Annotated in this window: 16 protein-coding genes; 7 read left to right on the top strand and 9 right to left on the bottom strand. The window is 73.4% G+C overall.

Going from position 1 to position 19,387, the window contains the following annotated elements:
- The first annotated feature begins 59 nt into the window (after nt 1-59).
- The 3 genes from JT723_RS15090 to JT723_RS15080 all read left to right on the top strand — a co-directional run bounded on the left by JT723_RS15090 (nt 60) and on the right by JT723_RS15080 (nt 2,720).
- On the top strand, nt 60-779 hold the full coding sequence (locus JT723_RS15090) for a DUF4232 domain-containing protein (protein WP_205045113.1): 720 nt from the start codon (nt 60-62) through the stop codon (nt 777-779).
- A gap of 10 nt (nt 780-789) precedes the next feature.
- Entirely contained in the window at nt 790-1,620 is an 831-nt protein-coding gene (locus JT723_RS36140) for a GH25 family lysozyme (RefSeq protein WP_205045112.1), read from the top strand.
- 68 nt (nt 1,621-1,688) lie between these two features.
- Nucleotides 1,689-2,720 carry a PHP domain-containing protein gene (locus tag JT723_RS15080; protein WP_205045111.1) on the top strand — a complete coding sequence of 344 codons (1,032 nt, stop codon included), beginning with the start codon at nt 1,689-1,691 and terminating at the stop codon, nt 2,718-2,720.
- Between the two features lie 102 nt (nt 2,721-2,822).
- Here the strand turns inward: JT723_RS15080 and JT723_RS15075 are convergent, their stop codons facing one another.
- The 6 genes from JT723_RS15075 to JT723_RS15050 form a co-directional block, all read right to left on the bottom strand.
- On the bottom strand, nt 2,823-4,913 hold the full coding sequence (locus JT723_RS15075) for a cellulose binding domain-containing protein (protein WP_251513164.1): 2,091 nt from the start codon (nt 4,911-4,913) through the stop codon (nt 2,823-2,825).
- A 139-nt stretch (nt 4,914-5,052) separates the two neighbouring features.
- The gene (sthA, locus tag JT723_RS15070) at nt 5,053-6,456 is read right to left on the bottom strand and encodes a Si-specific NAD(P)(+) transhydrogenase (protein WP_205045109.1); all 1,404 of its coding nucleotides are present in this window, start codon (nt 6,454-6,456) and stop codon (nt 5,053-5,055) included.
- A 62-nt stretch (nt 6,457-6,518) separates the two neighbouring features.
- Nucleotides 6,519-8,879: a glycoside hydrolase family 65 protein gene (locus JT723_RS15065; RefSeq protein ID WP_205045108.1), complete on the bottom strand. Its 2,361-nt coding sequence runs from the start codon at nt 8,877-8,879 to the stop codon at nt 6,519-6,521.
- Nucleotides 8,876-9,619 carry an HAD family hydrolase gene (locus tag JT723_RS15060; protein WP_205045107.1) on the bottom strand — a complete coding sequence of 248 codons (744 nt, stop codon included), beginning with the start codon at nt 9,617-9,619 and terminating at the stop codon, nt 8,876-8,878. The genes JT723_RS15065 and JT723_RS15060 overlap by 4 nt, the downstream gene beginning before the upstream one ends.
- Before the next feature lie 74 nt (nt 9,620-9,693).
- Nucleotides 9,694-10,365: a Rossmann-fold NAD(P)-binding domain-containing protein gene (locus tag JT723_RS15055; protein ID WP_205045106.1), complete on the bottom strand. Its 672-nt coding sequence runs from the start codon at nt 10,363-10,365 to the stop codon at nt 9,694-9,696.
- A gap of 115 nt (nt 10,366-10,480) precedes the next feature.
- Nucleotides 10,481-11,266, bottom strand: coding sequence for an NAD(P)-dependent oxidoreductase (locus tag JT723_RS15050; RefSeq protein ID WP_205045105.1), 786 nt, complete (start codon nt 11,264-11,266; stop codon nt 10,481-10,483).
- Nucleotides 11,267-11,276: 10 nt separating this feature from the next.
- Here JT723_RS15050 and JT723_RS15045 point away from each other — a divergent pair, with 10 nt between their 5' ends.
- Nucleotides 11,277-12,479: an alpha/beta hydrolase family protein gene (locus tag JT723_RS15045; protein ID WP_205045104.1), complete on the top strand. Its 1,203-nt coding sequence runs from the start codon at nt 11,277-11,279 to the stop codon at nt 12,477-12,479.
- Here the strand turns inward: JT723_RS15045 and JT723_RS15040 are convergent.
- Complete coding sequence (locus JT723_RS15040; protein WP_205045103.1) at nt 12,439-12,903, bottom strand: MarR family winged helix-turn-helix transcriptional regulator; 465 nt, start codon at nt 12,901-12,903, stop codon at nt 12,439-12,441. The two genes, JT723_RS15045 and JT723_RS15040, sit on opposite strands and share 41 nt — an antisense overlap.
- A 153-nt stretch (nt 12,904-13,056) precedes the next feature.
- On the opposite strand from JT723_RS15040, the gene JT723_RS15035 reads away from it, so the two are divergent.
- Nucleotides 13,057-14,319: an MFS transporter gene (locus JT723_RS15035; RefSeq protein WP_205045102.1), complete on the top strand. Its 1,263-nt coding sequence runs from the start codon at nt 13,057-13,059 to the stop codon at nt 14,317-14,319.
- Here the strand turns inward: JT723_RS15035 and JT723_RS15030 are convergent.
- The gene (locus JT723_RS15030) at nt 14,303-14,824 is read right to left on the bottom strand and encodes a hypothetical protein (RefSeq protein WP_205045101.1); all 522 of its coding nucleotides are present in this window, start codon (nt 14,822-14,824) and stop codon (nt 14,303-14,305) included. The two genes, JT723_RS15035 and JT723_RS15030, sit on opposite strands and share 17 nt — an antisense overlap.
- A 225-nt stretch (nt 14,825-15,049) precedes the next feature.
- On the opposite strand from JT723_RS15030, the gene JT723_RS15025 reads away from it, so the two are divergent.
- On the top strand, nt 15,050-16,414 hold the full coding sequence (locus JT723_RS15025; RefSeq protein WP_205045100.1) for an NAD(P)/FAD-dependent oxidoreductase: 1,365 nt from the start codon (nt 15,050-15,052) through the stop codon (nt 16,412-16,414).
- A gap of 36 nt (nt 16,415-16,450) precedes the next feature.
- On the opposite strand, the gene JT723_RS15020 is transcribed toward JT723_RS15025, so the two are convergent.
- Complete coding sequence (locus tag JT723_RS15020; protein ID WP_205045099.1) at nt 16,451-18,301, bottom strand: ATP-binding SpoIIE family protein phosphatase; 1,851 nt, start codon at nt 18,299-18,301, stop codon at nt 16,451-16,453.
- A gap of 267 nt (nt 18,302-18,568) precedes the next feature.
- Here JT723_RS15020 and JT723_RS15015 point away from each other — a divergent pair, with 267 nt between their 5' ends.
- On the top strand, nt 18,569-19,294 hold the full coding sequence (locus tag JT723_RS15015) for a ribonuclease H family protein (protein WP_205045098.1): 726 nt from the start codon (nt 18,569-18,571) through the stop codon (nt 19,292-19,294).
- The last annotated feature ends 93 nt before the right edge of the window (nt 19,295-19,387 follow it).

Raw genomic sequence — 19,387 nt, 5'->3', positions numbered from 1 at the left:
ACAGCAACAATCCGGCCTGCACAGGTTCGAAACCGGCCGCCGGCGAGCAATCGAGAGTTATGCCTATCTCGTCTCACCGCCCCGCGACCGCCGGCCCGCACCGGGCGCGGCACCGCGGGACCCTCCTCGCCGCGGCGGCCGCGGCACTGCTGTCCGTGGCCGCCGTCGGCTGCGGCGACGGCGCCGCGTCCGGCTCCTCCGCCGGTGCCAGCGGGGCGCCCTCCTCGCCGGCGGCCGCCACCTCCGACGGCTCGGGCGACTCGGCCAACGGCGCCACCGGCACCGCACCGGCCGGTACGCAGCCGCCCGCACCCGCCACCACCGGGCCGGCCGCCGCACCGCCCGCCACCACCACCAAGGCGGCGCCCCCGCAGGCGGCCGGCAGCAGCCGCTGCACCGTCACCGGGCTGAAGATGACCCTGGGCCGCGGCGACCCGGGAGCGGGCAACGTCTACTACCCGCTGGACTTCACCAACACCACCTCGCACGCCTGCACCCTCGACGGCTTCCCGGGCGTGTCGCTGCTGCGCGGCGACGGCAGCGTCATCGGCAGGCCCGCAGACCGTACGCGCGTCAAGCCGGCTGCTGTCCGCATCACACCGGGCCAGACCGTGGAGGCCGACCTGCACACCCTCAACCAGGGCGTGAAGGGCGACAGCTGCTGGCGCAAGCCCACCCTGATCATGGTCTACCCGCCGGGATCGACCGACTCCATGACCCTCGCCACGTCGAACCCGGTCGTCTGCGGCGACACCTTCGACGTCGGCCCCGTGCACTGAGAGGACCGCCGTGACGGTTCACGGAATCGATGTCGCCTCCTACCAGAGCGGCGACTACAGCACCAGCGGCCTGGACTTCGTGTTCGTCAAGGCCACCGAGGGCAGCAGCTACGCCAACCCCAAGCACGCCGCCCAGGTCGCCACCGCCCGGGCGCACGGCCTGGTCGTGGGCCACTACCACTTCGCCAGGCCCGGTTCGATGTCCGCGCAGGCCGACTACTTCCTCGCGCACGCCGGCGCGAAGGCCGGCGACGTGCTGGCCTTCGACTGGGAGGACACCGGGGTGCCGGGCGCCGACAAGGACGCCTGGCTGCGGCACGTCCAGGCCAAGGCGCCGGAGCACCGGGTGGTGCTGTACTGCAACCGGGACTTCTGGCTGCACCGCGACAGCACCTCCTTCTGCGCCGACGGCCTGTGGATCGCCGACCCCTCGGCGCCCGAGGGCCACCCGCGGGTCGAGCACCCTTGGCTCTTCCACCAGTACAGCTCGGCGGGCGGCCTGGACCGCAACGTCGGGAACTTCGCAGGCCCCGGCACCCTGCGCACCTGGGCGGGCAGGGGCGCGGCACCGCACTACGAGCCCTTCCCGGGTGCGGGATGGTTCACCGTGGGACGCCGCTCCCCGATCGTGGCCGCCATGCACGAGCGGCTGGTCGCGGTCGGCTGCAACCACTACACCAGCACCGCCAACAAGGACGTCATCGGCTCGGGTGACGTCGCCTCCTACGAGGCGTGGCAGCGCAAGTACAACACCGACCACCACAAGGGCTGGACCGGCTCCGCCCTGAAGTGGCCGCCGGGGCGCGAGACGTGGGACGCGCTGCACGTACCGAACGTGTGACCGCCGCGAACGTGTGACCCGGACGCCGCACCTGTTACGCGGCACGCCCGGCCGGGAAACGGCTGTGCATGGAGCCGATCGAGGCACTGGAGCGGATCGCCTTCCTGCTGGAGCGCGCCGACGCGCCCGTCTACCGCATCCGGGCCTTCCGCAACGCCGCCGCGGTGCTGTCCGCGCTGCCGCCCGCGGAGCTGGAGCGGCGGGCGGCGGCCGGCCGCTTCACCGACCTCAAGGGCATCGGCTCGACCACCGGCAAGGTCCTCGCGGAAGCCGGCGCCGGGCGCACCCCCGCCTATCTGGCGGACCTGGAGAGGGACAGCGGCGGCCCGCTCACCGAGGGCGGCAGCACCTTGCGGGCGGCGCTGCGCGGGGACTGCCACCTGCACTCGGACTGGTCGGACGGCGGCAGCCCGATCGAGGCGATGGCGCTGGCGGCCCGGGACGCCGGGCACGAGTGGGCGGTGCTCACCGACCACTCGCCGCGGCTGCGGATCGCCCACGGCCTGACCGCGGGCCGGCTGCGCCGCCAGCTGGACGTCGTCGCGGAGCTGAACGTGCGCCTGGCGCCCTTCCGGCTGCTCACCGGCATCGAGTGCGACATCCTGCCCGACGGCTCGCTCGACCAGGAGGACGAGCTGCTCGACCGGCTCGACGTCGTCGTCGCCTCGGCCCACTCGGAGCTGCGGATGGCCGCCCCGGCCTTCACCCGCCGGCTGCTGGCCGCGGTCGGCAACCCGCTGGTCGACGTGCTCGGGCACTGCACTGGGCGGCTCATCGGCGACCGCAAGCGCCCCGAGTCGACGTACGACGCCGCCGCCGTCTTCGCCGCGTGCGCCGAGGCCGGTACGGCGGTGGAGATCAACAGCAGCCCCAAGCGGCTGGACCCGCCGCGCCGGCTGCTGGCACTGGCCAGGGACGCCGGCACCCTCTTCTCGATCGACAGCGACGCGCACGCGCCCGGCCAGCTCGACTGGCAGATCCACGGCTGCGCCCGCGCAGAGGAGGCCGGCATCCCTGCCGGGCGGATCCTCACCGCCTGGAGCGCGGACGAGCTGCTGCACTGGACCGCGACCCGGCAGGTGCCGGGCGCGCGGCCCTGAGACGGGCCTGCCGCGCCCGGCGCCCCTGACAGGCGCCGGGTGCGGCAGGCGGTCGTGGCGGGTGCGGTCACGGTCCGGTGGCCACGGGAGCGCACCCGCAGCTCACAGGGTCGTGCAGACCGCCCCGTTGAGGGTGAAGACCGTCGGCGGCATGTAGGCGCCGCTGTTGGCGCCGGTGAAGCCGAAGGTCGCCGAGTTGCCACCGTTCGCGGCCAGGTTGCCGTTCCAGTCCACCGGGGTCGCCACCACGTGGGTGCCCTGGGTGCTGAGGTTGGCGTTCCAGTAGCCGCTGACCGACTCGCCGCTGCTGGGGAAGGAGAAGGCCAGGGTCCAGCCGGTGATCGGGTTGGGGCTGGTGTTGGTGACTGTCACGTTGGCGTTGAAGCCGTTGCCCCAGCCGGCCGTCAGGTCGTAGGAGACCTTGCAGGGCGCGTCCTGCGGGGTCCCGGTGCGTACCGTGACCGGGTCGGAGGGCCGGGAGAGCCGGCCGAGGGAGTCCCTGGCGAGCACGTTCCAGGTGAAGGTGCTGCCCGGGGTCAGGTTGGGCACGGTAGCCGAGGTGCCGGTGCTGGTGGCCAGCAGCTCGCTGCGGCCGTCGATCTGCCGGTAGACCTCGTAGCGGTCGACCTTGCCGCCGGTGGACGGCGACCAGCTCACGGTGGCGCTGGTGGCACCTGCCGCGGTGACCTTCGGGGCGCCGGGGGCGCTGAGCGCCGAGGAGGTACCGGACTTGGGGTGCACGGTGACCGTGGTGATCGAGTACGGCGGTACGGTCCAGCTGCCGGTGTCGGCCGCTGTCGTGCTGTCGATGGACGAGGCCTGGTCGCGGAAGGTGTCCACGGTCGCCGTGGAGCCGTCGGCGGTGAAGCCGGCGTAATGCAGCGCGACGGTCTGCGAGTTGGCCGGGTCCTTGTTGATCAGCATCACGCTCAGGTCGCCGTTGGCCCGGTGCACCGCGTGCGCGGACACCAGCTGGCTGCCGCTCTGCGCGTCGACCATCTGGTCGCCGGGCTTTCCGAGATGGCTGAGCATCGAGATGGCGTGGTAGGGCGCGAAGGGGGTGTTCAGCGGCGGTTCGCACACCGTGCCGACGCAGGTGCCGCTGGAGAGGATGCCGTAGTCGTTGTAGTCGGTGGCGCCGTCGGGCGCGGTGCTGATCGCGCCCGGGCCGTTGTGGGTGTCCCACCAGTCGACGGTGAAGACGCCGTTCTGCAGCGCGGTCAGATAGGCGTCGGCGCCGAAGAGCGCGTTGGGCTGGGTGTCCTCGAAGACGTTGGAGTTCAGCTCGGTCAGCGCGATCGGCATGTCCCCCACGCCGGCCTCGTTCAACTGGTCGTGCAGCTGGGCCAGTTCACCGGCCAGCTGGGAGGGCGTGTTGAGCATGCCCGCCGCGTCGGAGCCGCCCGGGTACCAGTGGACGATGACGAAGTCGGCCTTGCCGGCGATCAGCGGGATGACCGTGTGGTTCCAGTCGGCGGTCTCGCCCGACCCCATCACCCCGTCGGGCCAGTTGCCCGGCAGCGTCAGGACCGCGCCGATCTTCACCGAGGGGTCCACCGCCTTCATGGCCGTGGCGTAGTCGACGACGTTGGTGCCGTAGGCCGTGGGGGACTTGTCGGCGTGGTTGTCGGTCTCCCAGCCGCTGCCGTAGTGGCCGTTCCCGTACAGCTCGTTGCCGACCTCCCAGTACTTGGCGCCGTAGTGCTGGGTGATGTTGGCGTAGCGCACCCAGTCGGCGGCCTCCTGCGGGGTGCCGGAGCCGTAGTTGGCGATCAGGATGGGCTGCGCGCCGATCTTCTTGACGGTGCCCATGAAGGCGTCGAAGTCGGTGCCGGGTGCCACGTAGCCGCCGGGTGCGGTGTTGTCCTGCCAGTGGTAGATGTCGCCGTACGAGCCGCCGGGGTAGCGCATCATGCCGATGTTCGCCGCCGACAGCAGGTTCTGGACCTCGGGGACGTTCATCTGGGAGTCCCACACCGCGCTGTTGAGGCCGTAGGCGGTGCCGGGGATGGTGCCCTGGCCCTCGGCGGCGTTGACCGTGACGTCCACCGCGGAGCCGGCCGGGTCGCCGGGGTCGTCGGCCAGGGCGGTTCCGCCGCCGGCCAGCAGTGCGGCGCCGAGCGCCACGGCGGAGGCGCAGGCGGCGAGCCGTCTGCGCAGGGGGGCGGAGCTGAACGAGGTGCCTGGGCGCACGGAAGTTCTCACCTTCGCGAGGCGGGATGTGGGGGGTGGCACGCGCGTGGGAGCGCTCCCATATTTGGCACCGCGGTGCTTGTTGTCAATGCCCCCGTCGTGAACGGGAGTTCGGGTGCCCGCCCGCCGCTGCCGCGGCTCAGTCGCCGAGCCGGTCGATCTGCCGGATCCGGTTGGTCACGTCCAGCGCCGCGACCTTGTACGACTCGGCCAGCGTCGGGTAGTTGAAGACCGCGTCCACCAGGTAGTCCACGGTGCCGCCGCAGCCCATCACGGCATGCCCGATGTGGATCAGCTCCGTCGCGCCGGTGCCGAAGCAGTGCACGCCGAGCAGCTTGCGGTCCGACGGCGAGACCAGCAGCTTGAGCATGCCGTGCGCGTCGCCGATGATCTGGCCGCGGGCCAGCTCGCGGTAGCGCGAGACACCCACCTCGAAGGGCACGGAGGCGTCGGTGAGCTGGTCCTCGGTCTGCCCGATGAAGCTGATCTCCGGGATGGTGTAGATGCCGATCGGCTGCAGGTCCTGCAGCCCGTGCGACGGCTCGCCGAAGGCGTGGTAGGCGGCGCTGCGGCCCTGCTCCATCGACGTCGCGGCGAGCGCGGGGAAGCCTATGACGTCGCCGACCGCGTAGATGTGCGGGACCGCGGTGCGGTACGAGCCGTCCACCGCGATCCGGCCGCGCTTGTCCGCGGTCAGGCCCGCCCTGTCCAGGCCGAGCCCGTCGGTGAGCCCCTGCCGCCCCGCCGAGTACATGACCGCGTCGGCGGCGATCTTCTTGCCGCTGGCCAGCACCGTCAGGGTGCCGTGCTCGTGCCGTTCGACGGCGGCCACCGTCTCGCCGAAGCGGAAGGTCACCGCCAGGTCCCGCAGGTGGTACCTGAGCGCCTCGACGATCTCCGCGTCGCAGAAGTCCAGCATGGCGTCGCGCTGTTCGACCACCGTGATCCGGCTGCCCAGGGCGGCGAACATCGAGGCGTACTCCATGCCGATCACCCCGGCCCCGACGATCACCATCGAGCGCGGCACCCGCTCCATGTTCAGGACGCTGTCGGAGTCCATCACCGTGCGGTCGTCGAACTCGACGCTGGCCGGCCGGGCGGGCCGGGTGCCGGTGGCGATGACGATGTTGTCGGCCGTGACCACCCGCTCCTGGCCGCCCGCGTCGGTGACGGCCACGGTGTGCTCGTCCAGGAAGCGCCCGGTGCCGTCCAGCACCGTGATCCGGTTGCGGGACAGCTGGCTGCGGACCACGTCCACCTCGCGGCCGACCACGTGCTGGGTCCTGGCCGTCAGGTCGGCGACGGTGATGTCCTCCTTGAGCCGGTAGCTCTGCCCGTACAGGTCCCGCTGGTTGAGGCCGGTGAGGTAGAGCACCGCCTCGCGCAGCGTCTTGGACGGGATGGTGCCGGTGTGCAGCGACACCCCGCCGAGCCGGTCGGCGCGATCCACCAAGGCCGCCCGCCGTCCGAGTTTGGCCGCCGCGATGGCCGCCTTCTGCCCGCCAGGGCCCGAACCGATCACCAGTATGTCGAAGTCGCGCACTCGGTCAGTCTGTCAGCCGGGGCCGCCCCGCGTCACGGCTTCGCCGGGGGCGGCGGCAGCGGCTACTTGAGGTGGTGCGGGCGGTGCAGCGGTGTGCGGCCCGGCGGTTGCGCGGGCGCCGGGCGGTGGTTGACCTCGGGCAGGTCGCGCACGACCGGCCTTTCCGTGCTGAGCTTCACCGGCTGGTCGTAGTGCCGGATCTCCAGCGGCTCGCCGGCGGCCAGCGTGTAGGTCGCGGTCTTGCTGCCGACCTCCACCCGCAGCCGCCGGCCGCGGAAGAGCAGCCGGAAGGCGATCCGGCTGAGCGCCTCGGGCAGTCTGGGCGCGAAGCTGATGGAGCCGCCGTCCACGATCCGCATCCCGCCGAAGCCGGCCACCAGCGCGGTCCAGGTGCCGGCCAGCGCAGCGATGTGCAGCCCGTCGCGCGCGTTGTTCTCCAGGTCCTCCAGGTCGATCATCGCGGACTCGCCGAGGTAGTCGTAGGCCAGCTGCAGATGCCCGACCTCGGAGGCGATCACCGACTGGCAGTAGGCGGACAGCGAGGAGTCGCGGACGGTGAGCGGCTCGTAGTAGGCGAAGTTGCGGGCCTTCTGCTCGTGCGTGAAGGCGTGGCCGCACAGGTACATCGCCAGCACCAGGTCGGCCTGCTTGACCACCTGCTTGCGGTAGAGGTCGAAGTACGGGTAGTGCAGCATCAGCGGGAAGTGGTCCTCGGGGGTGCCGGCGAAGTCCCAGGCCTGGTGCTTGGTGTAGCCCGCGGACTGCTCGTGCACCCCCAGGTCGGCGTTGTACGGCAGGGTCATCGCGGCCGCCGCGTCCCGCCAGGCGGCGGTCTCCTCGTCGCTGACGCCGAGCGCCGCCGCGTGCCGCGGGTGCTTTTCCGCCGCGTCGGCCGCGGCGGTCAGGTTGGCCTGCGCCATCAGGTTGGTGAAGGCGTTGTCGTCGCTGATCGCGCTGTACTCGTCCGGTCCGGTGACCCCGTCGATGTGGAAGGCGCCCGCGTGGTCGTGGTGGCCCAGCGAACGCCACAGCCTCGCGGTCTCCACCAGCAGTTCGAGGCCGGTGTCACGCTCGAAGACCTCGTCGCCGGTGGTGGCCACGTAGCGCACCACGGCGTGGGCGATGTCGGCGTTGATGTGGAAGGCCGCGGTGCCGGCCGGCCAGTAGCCCGACGCCTCGTCGCCGTTGATGGTCCGCCACGGGAAGGCCGCCCCGGCCAGGCCCAGTTGGCGCGCCCGGTCCTGCGCGGCCGGCAGCATGTTGTACCGCCAGCGCAGCACCTCGGCCGCCGCACGCGGCGCGGTGAAGGACAGCAGCGGCAGCACGAAGGTCTCGGCGTCCCAGAAGGTGTGGCCGTCGTAGCCGGAGCCGGTCAGGCCCTTGGCGGGGATCGCCCGCTCCTCGGCCCGCGCCCCGACCTGGAGCACGTGGAAGAGCGCGAAGCGCACCGCCTGCTGGATCTCGGTGTCGCCGTCCACCTCGACGTCGGCCCGCTCCCAGAAGTCGTCGAGGTAGGCGCGCTGCTGGTCCAGCAGCCCCTGCCAGCCGGTGTCGCGCGCCCCGACCAGCGCCGCGTCCGCCTGGTCGCGCAGCGCGGGCAGCGAGCGCGTCGCCGACCAGCCGTAGGCGACGTACTTCTCCAGCCGCAGCCGGCGGCCCGCGGGCAGCACCGAGGTGACGGTCAGCCGGCTCACGTCGTCGCCCGAGTCGGCGGAGACCTGCGTGGTGTCCGGGCCTTCGATGCGGTGGTCGGCGGCCACCGCGAGCCGCAGCCGGCTGCGGGTGGTGGAGTGCACCAGCCGCAGCCGGGTCCCGGCGGCGCTGTGCTCCTCGGGCCGCAGCGGCGACTGCAGCGCGGCCGAGACGCGCGGGTCGCCGGGGGAGTAGGGCACCTCCTCGTTGGCGGCCAGCTCCGACTGGAGCACGACCCGCACCTCGTCGTCCAGCGGCTCGACCTCGTAGGCGATGGCGGCCACCGCCCGCTGCTGGAAGGACACCATCCGGGTGGAGACCACCCGCACCGCCCGCCCGGCGGGGGAGACCCACTCGCACACCCGGCGCAGCACCCCGGCCCGCAGGTCCAGTTCGCGTTCGTGCCGGCGGACGGTGCCGTAGCGCAGGTCGAAGGGCTCGTCGTCGACCAGCAGTCGGATCAGCTTGCCGTTGGTGACGTTGATGACGGTCTGCCCGGACTCGGGGTAGCCGTAGCCGGCCTCCGCGTACGGCAGCGGGTGCAGCTCGTGCAGTCCGTTGAGATACGTGCCCGGCAGGCCGTTGGGCTCGCCCTCGTCCAGGTTGCCGCGCCAGCCGATGTGCCCGTTGGACAGGGCGAAGACGGACTCGCTCTGCGGCAGCAGGTCCAGGTTCAGCTCCGACTCGCGCAGCGACCAGGGCGAGACCTCGAAGGCCGGGTCGGTGATCACGCGGTGGCCCCCAGCAGGTCGCCCAGGTCCTCGACCACGGTGTCGGCGCCGTGCCGCCGCAGCTCCTCGGCCTGCCCGGCGCGGTCCACGCCGACGACGTAGCCGAACCGCCCGGCGCGCCCGGCGTCCATGCCGACCAGGGCGTCCTCGAAGACCGCGGCCTCGCCGGGGCCGAAACCCAGGTCGCTCGCGGCCTCCAGGTACGTGTCCGGCTTGGGTTTGCCGCGCAGGCCGCGCTCCCTGGCCACGATCCCGTCGATCCGCACGTCGATCAGCTGCTCGATGCCCGCGGCCACCAGCACGTCGCGGCAGTTCGCGCTGGAGGACACCACGGCGGTGCGCAGCCCCGCGGCACGGACCGCCTTGGCGTAGCGCACGGAGCCCGGGTAGGGGTCGACGCCCTCCTGGCGGATCTTGTCCAGCACGATGACGTTCTTGCGGTTGCCCAGGCCGTGCACGGTGTCGTGGTCCGGCGGGTCGTCCTCGCCGCCCTCGGGCAGCTCGATGCCGCGCGAGGCCAGGAAGGTGCGCACCCCGTCGGCCCGCGGGCGGCCGTCCACGTACTCGTCGTAGTCGGTGGTCGCGTCGAAGGGCTGGAACTCGGGGCCTTCGAGGTGGCGCAGGAAGGCGTCGAAGGTCTCCTTCCACGCGGCGGCGTGCACCAGCGCCGTCGGAGTGAGGACCCCGTCGAGGTCGAAGAGGCAGGCGCGGATGCCGCTGGGCAGGCCGATCTCGGTCATGACGCTGCTTGTGCCCCCAACACCCGCCGGCTATGTCCCGCGGCCGGGAAGTCCGCCCGACTCGCCGAACGGGGTCAGGCCCCGGCGCCCAGCCTGTTGATGTCCTGCGGCGACAGGATGTGCGGGCCCGCGCCTTCGAGCCGGACCACGCCCAGCATGGAGCGGCCCAGCGCCTCGGTGGTGGTGAGGCGGTCGGGGGCCAGGCGGTTGGCCAGTGGGTACAGCCACGAGGTCAGCGCGTAGATGAGCCGGTAGGCGCGGGTGCGGGAGACCGCCCCGTGCATCGGCCGGATCCAGCCGGGCCGGAACATGTACGCGCGCATGTCCATCGCCAGCAGCGCGTTCTCCGTGGCGCCCTTGACCCTGGCCCAGGCCACCCGGCCCTGCTCCGTGCTGTCGGTGCCGGCACCGGAGACGTAGGTGAAGGTCAGCTCGGGATTGTCCGCGGACAGCAGCCGGGCGGCGGCCAGCGGGAAGTCGTAGCTGACCCGGCGGTAGACCTCGGCGGTGTGCCCTGAGGCGGAGACGCCCAGGCAGTAGAAGCACGCGTCGGCGCCGGCCAGCTCGGCGGCGACCGGCGCGAGGTCGGTGAAGTCGGAGTGGGCGACCTCGCGCAGCTTGGGGTGCTCGATCCCCAGCGGGCTGCGCCCGACGGTGACCACCTCGGTCACCTCGTCGTCCAGCAGGCAGGCCCGCAGCACACCGTGCCCGACCATGCCCGAGGCACCGAAGACCACCACCTTCATCGCGGTTTGCCGCCGCCTTCCTGCCGTCCTGCGGTGCGGGCCGCACCGGTGCGCCGGACGATACTAACGCCCGTACCGGGCAGGCCGGTCGGCGACCGCAGCGCCCGCGGGGCGGTCAGTCGGCGACGACCGCGATCTTGTGCAGGTAGTCGCCGGCGGCGAGCCGGCCGAGGATGAAGTCGGCGACGTCGGCCCTGGACACCGTCGGCACCCCGCGCAGCTCCAGGTGCTCGCCGTGCCGGTAGCGCCCGGTGCGGGCGCGGTTGGTGAGCATCACCGGGTAGACCAGCGTCCAGGCCAGCGGGCTGCGGCGCAGCAGCTCCTCGCCCGCGGCCTTGTCCGCGTACACCCGGCGCAGCGGCCGGTAGCTCAGCCGCGGCAGCACCGGCACCTGCGCCAGGGTGCCGCCGACGCCGAGCCCGGACAGCCACACCACGCGGTCGACGCCCGACTCCTGCATGGCGCGCACGATCCGCGGGGTCGCCTCGGCCATCACCGAGGGCGCGCGCAGGCCCTGCCAACTGCGCTCCGCGCCCAGCGCGCTGACGACCGCGTCGGCGCCGGCCACCGCCGCGGTCACCGCGTCCTGATCCGACGTCACCTGCCCGGCCACCACCCGCAGGCCGTCCCGTGCTGGTGGCGCCTTGGTCTCGTCGCGCAGGAAGGCGGTCACCTCGTGGCCCGCGGCCAGCGCCTGCGCGACGACCTGCCGCCCGGTGGCGCCGGTGCTGCCGAAGACCGCGATCCGCATGGTGTCCTCCTGGTGCTCGCCGGGTGCCGCCGCGGCCTGCCGCCGGGTGCGGCAGTGGGGTTTCCCCCCGGGCGGCCGACCGGCCAGCCGGATGGGGAAGGCGGCGCACGGCGGCGAGGATGAAGCGGTCGTCACCTTCGCACGGACCACGGGAGCCACCTTGCAGACACGCCGCGCCGCCGTCCTGTCGGCAGCCGCCGCAGCCCTGTCCCTGCCGGCCGCGACCGCGGGGGCCGCGGAGCCCAGCCCGCTGCGGCTGCCCGCGCCGGGCGGCCCGTACCCGGTGGGTACGGCCGCGCTGCGGCTGGTCGACACCGTACGCCCCGACCCGTGGGTGCCGCAGCCCTGCCGCGAGCTGATGGCAAGCCTGCGCTACCCGGCGCTCGCCGCAGGCCCGGGACCCGGAGCGCCACAGATGCTGCCGGGGGAGGCAGCGGGCTTCGCCGAACTCGCCGGCTACACCGGGGTGCCGGCCGCCGAGGTGGACTGGGCCGCCACCCGCACCCACGCGCACGCGGGCGCGCCGCCCGCCGCGGGACCCTTCCCCCTGGTGCTCTACTCGCCGGGCGCGGGCGACCCGCGCTCGCTGAACAGCACCCTGTGCGACGACCTGGCCTCCCGCGGCTATGCCGTGCTGACGGTGGACCACACCTACGACGCGGCAGCCGTGGAATTCCCCGGCGGCCGCGTCGAACGCAGCGTGCTGCCCGCCGAGTTCGCCAGGGCCGTGCCCGACCCCGGGCACCCGGACCCGGTGAAGGTGGCGGCGCTGCTGCGCAAGGTGGTCCAGGTCAGGGCCGCCGACGTCCGCTCCGTCCTCGACCTGCTGCCGCACGTGCTGCCCCGGTCGCTGCGCGGGGTGCCGGACTTCGGGCGGGTCGGGATGTTCGGCCACTCGGCGGGCGGTTTCACGGCACTGCAGGCGATGTACGACGACGAGCGGATCGCGGCCGGGGTGAACTTCGACGGCGTCATCGCCTACGTGCAGGACGACCCCGACCGCGGATTCCTCTCGCCGGTGGCGGAAGGCGGCCTCGACCGCCCCTTCCTGCTGGTGGGCAAGGACGGCAACACCCGCCGCACGGTGCCCTCGTGGGATGCGCTGTGGCGGCACAGCCGCGGCCCGCGCGCAGAGGTGAGCCTGGCCGGCGCCGAGCACGCCACCTTCACCGACGCCGAGACGCTGCTGCCGCAGATCGCCCGCAGGCTGCACCTGGGCGCCGAGGTGGTCACCGCCAACGTCGGCACGATCGACCGGCGGGCCGCGGTCCGGGACCAGCGCGCGCTGCTGGGGGCCTTCTTCGACCGCCGGCTGCGCGGCCTCACACCGCGACCGGGCCGCGGATCTGCTCGACGGCGGTGACCAGCGGGGCGAGCTGCGGGTCGCGGGTGGCCGCGTCGAGGGCCTCGCGCAGCGCCGTGTTGTTGGTGGGGCGGGCCGCGGCCAGCAGGGCGGCGCCTGCGGCGGTGACGTCGGTGTAGATGCCGCGGCGGTCGGTGGGGCACAGGTAGCGGGACAGCAGGCCGCGCTCCTCCAGCCGGGTGACCAGCCGGGTGGTCGCGGACTGGCTGAGCACCACCGCGTCGGCGACCTGCTTCATCTGCAGCCGCCCGCCCGGGCCGTCGTTCTGCCGGCTGAGCACGTCGAGCAGCGAGAACTCCCGCACGCTCAGCCCGTGGCCCGCCTGCAGGGCGCGCTCGATGTGCGCCTCGATCCGGCCGTGCAGCAGGGACAGCGCGCACCAGCCGTCGGCCAGTGCGGTCAGTGCCGGATCCGTGGCGGTCATCGGTCCTCCTGGCGCGTCGCGGGCGGTCCGCGCCCGGCCCCGGTGCCGTCGTGGGCGCACGTCCACTCTAACGCGTTTGCAAATAACCCGCGTGTGCAATTATTGTCGACGCTTGTAAAGCGCTCGTGCACTCATCCGGGAAAGGGTGTCCCCATGCCTCTCGCGCTGCTGGCCCTCGCCATCGGGGCCTTCGGGATCGGTACCACGGAGTTCGTCATCATCGGGCTGCTGCCGCAGGTCGCCGACGACTTCGGGGTCACCGTGCCGACCGCGGGCCTGCTGGTCACCGGGTACGCGCTCGGCGTCGTCGTCGGTGCCCCCCTGATGACCGCGCTGGGCACCAAGGTGACCCGCCGGCGGATGCTGATGCTGCTGATGGGCCTGTTCGTGGTCGGCAACCTCATCTCGGCCGCCGCCCCCGTCTTCGCCGTCATGCTGGCCGGCCGTATCGTCGCCTCGCTCGCCCACGGCGCCTTCTTCGGCATCGGCTCGGTCGTCGCCGCCGAGGTCGTCCCGCCGGCGAAGCGGGCCGGCGCCATCGCGACGATGTTCACCGGGCTCACCGTCGCCAACGTCGTCGGGGTCCCGCTGGGCACCCTGGTCGGGCAGGGCGCCGGGTGGCGGGTCACCTTCGTCATCGTCGCGGGGCTCGGCGTCCTGGGGCTGCTCGGCGTCGCCCGCCTGATCCCTGACCTGCCGCGGCCCGAGGGCGTCAGCCTGCGCCACGAGCTGGCGGTCTTCCGCAACGTCCAGGTGCTGCTGGCGATGGGCATGACCGTGCTCGGCTTCGGCGGGGTCTTCGCCGCCGTCACCTACCTGGTCCCGATGATGACCGACGTCACCGGTTACGCCGACGGCTCGGTGACCTGGCTGCTGGTGCTGCTGGGGCTCGGCATGGTCGCGGGCAACCTGGTCGGCGGGCGGCTCGCCGACCGCCGGCTGATGCCGATGCTGATGGCCGCGCTCGGCGGGCTCGCCCTGGTGCTGGCGCTGTTCACGGTGACCGCGCACTCCAAGGCAGGCGCCGCGGCCACCGTCTTCGCGATCGGCGCCCTCGGCTTCGCGACCACCCCGCCGCTGCAGAAGCGGGTGCTCGACCAGGCCGCGGGCGCCCCGACGCTGGCCTCCGCCGTCAACATCGGCGCCTTCAACCTCGGGAACGCGCTCGCGGCCTGGATCGGCGGCCTTGTCATCTCCGCGGGACACTCCTACACCGCGGTGAACTGGGTCGGCGTGTCCCTGGCGGGCGGCGCGCTGCTGCTGGCCGCGCTGTCGATCTCGCTGGAGCGCGGCGCCCGCCGCCCCGGCCGCATCGTCGCCCGCTCCGCCGCCGGCGCGGCGGGCGCGGCAGCGGGCGACGAGGACGGCGGCCGGGTGGCCGGCTCCGCGGAAGCGGGGATCAGCCCGCGGGCGTGAGCCCGATGCTGACGTAGGTGACGTCGACCGTGGCGGTCTGCGCACCGGCACTGGTCGGCGCGGGGATGAAGCCGATGGTGCCGGTGCCGTAGCAGGGCAGGTTCAGCGTCGCCGGGATCTCCACGCCGATCCCGTAGGCCTTGATCTCGGTGGCCGGCGCAGCCGAGGTGGGGTTGCCGAAGCCGACCAGGTCGTGCGTGGCGGAGTCGCCGGTGTAGCCGACGGTCGCCTTGTCGGGCGCGTTGCCCGCGATCAGCTGCACCGACACCGTCTGGCCCGCGACCGGGTGCCCGGTCGAGGTCGGGGTCACCGGGCCGAAGCAGCCGACCTTGACGACCGCGCCGATCGTCACGCCGTTGACCTGCCCGACGAAGGTCTGGCCCGGGCCGATCGGCAGCGGCGAGACCTGGGCGGCAGCGGCCGACGACAGGCCGAGCGAGCCGCCGAGCAGGGTGAGGGCGGCGACGGTGCCCAACGAACGTAAGCGGTGGTGCGTGCTGCGCATGTCTACCTCCGGAGGGGGGACCGGGGCCGTTCGCGACCCCGGGTGGCGAAGGGGCGAACTGTGCGGGAGCAGCAGCATGCTAGCGAGCCGCGGGCGGAACCGACCCCGGCCGTACCACCCCGCTGGCGGGGCGGGTGGGCCCGCGGTAGGACAGAAGGTGCGAAGCCGCGGCGGGCGGGCAGGCGCCCTGTCGACCGCAGGCAGCCCCCAGAAGGGACGGACATCGTGGCACGACCGAAGATCCTCGTGGTGGGTGCGGGTTTCGCCGGGGTGGGGTGTGTGCGCCGTCTGGAGCGCACCCTCGGCAGGGACGAGGCGGACATCTGCCTGGTGACCCCGTTCTCCTACCAGCTCTACCTGCCGCTGCTGCCGCAGGTCGCCTCCGGCATCCTGTCCCCGCAGTCGATCGCGCTGTCGCTGCGCCGCAGCAAGAAGTACCGCACCCGGATCATCCCCGGCGGCGCCATCGGCGTGGACACCAAGGCCAAGGTCTGCGTGGTGCGCACGATAACCGACGAGATCGTCAACGAGTCCTACGACCACATCGTGCTGGCCCCCGGCAGCATCACCCGCACCTTCGACATCCCCGGCCTGGTCGAACACGCACGCGGCATGAAGACCCTCGCCGAGGCCGCCTACCTGCGCGACCACGTGATCGCACAGCTCGACCTGGCCGACGCCTCGCACGACGAGGCCGAACGCGCCTCCCGGCTGCAGTTCGTGGTCGTCGGCGGCGGCTACGCGGGCACCGAGACCGCGGCCTGCCTGCAGCAGCTGACCACCGCCGCGCTGCACCGCTACCCGCGGCTGGACCCCAGGCTGATCAAGTGGCACCTGATCGACATCGCACCGCAGCTGATGCCTGAGCTGGGCGAGAAGCTCGGGCAGAGCGCGCAGAAGATCCTCACCGACCGGGGTGTGGAGATCTCGCTGGGGGTGTCGATCGCCAAGGCCGCGGCCCAGGAGGTCACCTTCACCGACGGCCGGGTGGTGCCGACCAGGACGCTGATCTGGACCGCGGGCGTCGTGGCCAGCCCGCTGATCGCCACCCTCGGCGCGGAGACCGTACGCGGCCGGCTCGCCGTTACCCCGGAGATGACGCTGCCCGGCGCCGACGGGGTCTACGCGCTCGGCGACGCCGCCGCCGTCCCGGACCTGGCCAAGGGCGAGGAGGGTGCGGTCTGCCCGCCCACCGCCCAGCACGCGATGCGGCAGGGCGTGAAGGCCGCGGACAACGTCATCGCCGCGATCCGGCACCAGCCCTTGCAGCCCTACCGGCACAAGGACCTGGGCCTGGTCGTCGACCTCGGCGGCCGGGACGCGGTCTCCAAGCCGTTCGGCATCGAGCTGCGCGGCATGCTCGCCCAGGCCGTCGCCCGCGGCTACCACTGGTCGGCGCTGCGCACCAACGTCGCCAAGACCCGGGTGATGACCAACTGGCTGCTCCACGCGGTGGCCAACGCCGACTTCGTGCGCACCGGCTTCCAGTCGCGCAAGCCCGCCACGCTGGTCGACTTCGAGTTCACCGACGCGTACCTGTCGCCCGAGGAGCTGCAGGAGCAGGTCGCCTCGGGCAAGCCGGGCAGCTGAACCCCCTCCCTCCGCAAGGCACCCGGTCCGGCGCTCTCAGCCGGCGCCGGGGTCCTGCGGCTGCGGCGCGGTCCGCGAGCCGGCCGGCTCCTCCTCGGCCGACGCCTCGTCCTCCCACAGCGAGAACCACACCGTCTTGCCCTCCGACTCGGGCCGTACGCTCCACTGCCCGGACAGGATGTCCAGCAGCATCAGACCGCGGCCCGACGAGGCCATCTCGCCGGGGGTCCGCTGGTGCGGCAGCTCGTCGCCGTTGTCGGTGACCTCCACCCGCAGGACCCGGCGGCCCGGCTCGCCGGTCAGCGACGCGTTCAGCGCCGCCGACTGGTCGGTGTGCATCAGCACGTTGCCCACCAGCTCCGAGGTCAGCAGCACCGCGGTGTCAACCTGGTCGGGCTGCGCCCAGTCGTGCAGCAGCGCCTGCAGCTCGGCCCGCGCCTCCGACAGGCCCTCGGCCTGGTCCTGCTCGATGGTCAGCACGAGCTTGCGCTCCGGCACCACCCGCTGGTGCATCCCGGCGTCCCGGCGCAGCAGCAGCAGCGCGATGTCGTCCTCGTTGCGCGGCGCCAGGTCGGCCCGCACACCGGCGGCGTCCGGCTCGCGCCGCTGCTCCTCGCCCGCCGCCTGCCCGCCGGGGCGCAGCGGGTCGTGGACCGCGCGGATCAGCCGCTCGGCGATGCCCTCCAGGTCGTCGGCAGAGCCGGGGGACATCGCGTCCCTGACCCGGATCCAGCCGCTGTACATGTCGTGTCCGCCGGTCTCGATCAGCCCGTCGGTGCACAGCATCAGGATCTCGTCGGGGTGCAGCTGCAGGTCCGTGACCGGGTAGTCCTCGGTGCCCGGCATCAGGCCGAGCGGCAGCCCGCCGCCGACGTGCTTGAGCATGCAGGTGCCGTCCGCGAGCCGCAGCACCGGGTGCGGATGCCCGGCCCTGGCGATGTGCAGCATCCCGGTGGACGGCTCCGCCTCGATGTACAGGCAGGTGGCGAAGCGGTCCTCGTCCAGTGCCGCCAGGAAGCGGGAGGACCGGGACAGCACCGCGTCGGGTCCGTGGCCCTCGGCGGCGTAGGCGTACACGGCGGTACGCAGCTGCGCCATCAGCCCGGCCGCGTGCACGTCGTGGCCCTGCACGTCGCCGATCACCACGGCCAGCCGCCCGCCGGGCAGGTTGATCACGTCGTACCAGTCGCCGCCCACCACCAGGCCGCCGCCGGTCGGCACATAGCGGGTCGCGACCGACAGCCCCGGCACCGCGGGCTCGGCCGCACCCATGCTGCGCCGCAGCCCGCGGGAGAGCGCCAGCTCCGCGGTGCTGGTCCTGGTCCGCTCCAGCGCCTGGGCGACCAGCCGGGCCGCCAGCGTCAGCAGGCCCCGCTCGTCGGCGGTGAAGTCGGTCGGGCGGCTGAAGGCCATCAGGCACACCGCGCTGATCCGGCCCGAGGTCACCAGCGGCAGGAAGGCCCAGGACTGCCTGCCGAACCTTGCGGCCAGCGGCCAGGTCTCGGGGAAGCGCTCGCGGTACTGGCGGGCCGAGGCCAGGTAGACCGGCCGCCCCGACCTGACCACCTCGTTGGCGGGGAAGCCGGCCTCCGCCGGCATCCGGAAGGCCTGTTTGTTGTCGGCGGTGCGGAAGCCGTGCTGGCCGATGACCTTGAGGAACTTGTCGGTGACGCCGAAGACCACCAGGCCGTCGATGCTGAAGTCCGGGGCGAAGAGCCCGGTGACCGTCCTGAGGGCGGCGGACAGCGTCTCGGCTTCCGCCAGGTCGTGCCCGGCTTCCAGCAGCAGGGCGTCCCGCCGCCGCGGCGGCATGGGCCCCGCCCCGCCCGCGGCCTCCACGGGCGGCGGCGCCGCGCCGCCCGGCTTCCGCGGCGCGAAGTCGTTCATCGCGTCGATCTGCCGCACTTCGTCGTCGGCGCCGCCCCCGGCGCCCGGCGCGACAGGCTCGGATCCGGCCCCCGGCGCGACAGGCTCGGACCCGGCCGGCGGTTCCCCGCGCAGCCCCGGACCGTCTGCTCCCTTGCCCATCCGGCGCCCTCTCGCCACAGGGGTGGTCCTGTCGGTACCCATGCTCGGCGACGTCCGGCGTCCCCGCATGCGGAGCGCCGGCGACGGCGGCGGGGGGCGATGTGCTTCACGAGGGGGTCTGCTGGCATGCTCGGGGGCGTGGGTGAACGCATCATCGCCGCGTGTGACGGCGCATCGAAGGGCAATCCGGGGCCGGCCGCATGGGCCTGGGTCATCGCGGACGACCGGGGCGAGCCGGTCCGCTGGGAGGCCGGTCCGCTGGGCACAGCGACCAACAACGTCGCGGAACTGACCGCGCTGGAGCGGCTGCTGAGCGCCGTGGACGCGGAGGTCGCGCTGGAGATCCGGATGGACTCGCAGTACGCGATGAAGGCCGTCACGACCTGGCTGCCCGGCTGGAAGCGCAAGGGCTGGAAGACCGCGGCCGGCAAACCGGTGGCCAACCAGGAACTGGTGGTGCGGATCGACACGCTGCTGACCGGCCGTTCGGTGGACTTCCGCTACGTGCCCGCGCACCAGGTGGACGGCGACCGGCTCAACGACTTCGCGGACCGCGCCGCCAGCCACGCCGCCGTCGTCCAGGAGCCCGCGGGCAGCGCCCTGGGCTCGCCGCTGCCGCCGCGTACGCCCGACACCGTACGCAAGGCGCCCCGCGCGTCAGGCTCGGGTCCAGGCCCGGCGTCGGGTTCGGGTTCGGGCTCCGGTTCCGCCAAGGCCGGCTCTTCCGGCGGCGGCGCGGCGCGCACCCTGAAGGCGAAGTACCCCGGCCGCTGCCGCTGCGGCCGGTCCTATGCCGCGGGCGAGCCGATCACCAAGAACGCCGACGGCTGGGGCCACCCCGACTGCCGCTGACCTGCCGGAACCACCTGGCACCCGACCGCCGCCCCCGTCACCCGCGCACCCCGCGGTGACGGGGGCGGCGGCGTTCGCGCGCGCCCGCCCGCT

Origin of the sequence: Actinacidiphila bryophytorum (assembly GCF_016916835.1) — a bacterium.
Taxonomy (GTDB): domain Bacteria; phylum Actinomycetota; class Actinomycetes; order Streptomycetales; family Streptomycetaceae; genus Actinacidiphila; species Actinacidiphila bryophytorum.
This window is presented reverse-complemented; position numbering and strand designations above follow the sequence as displayed.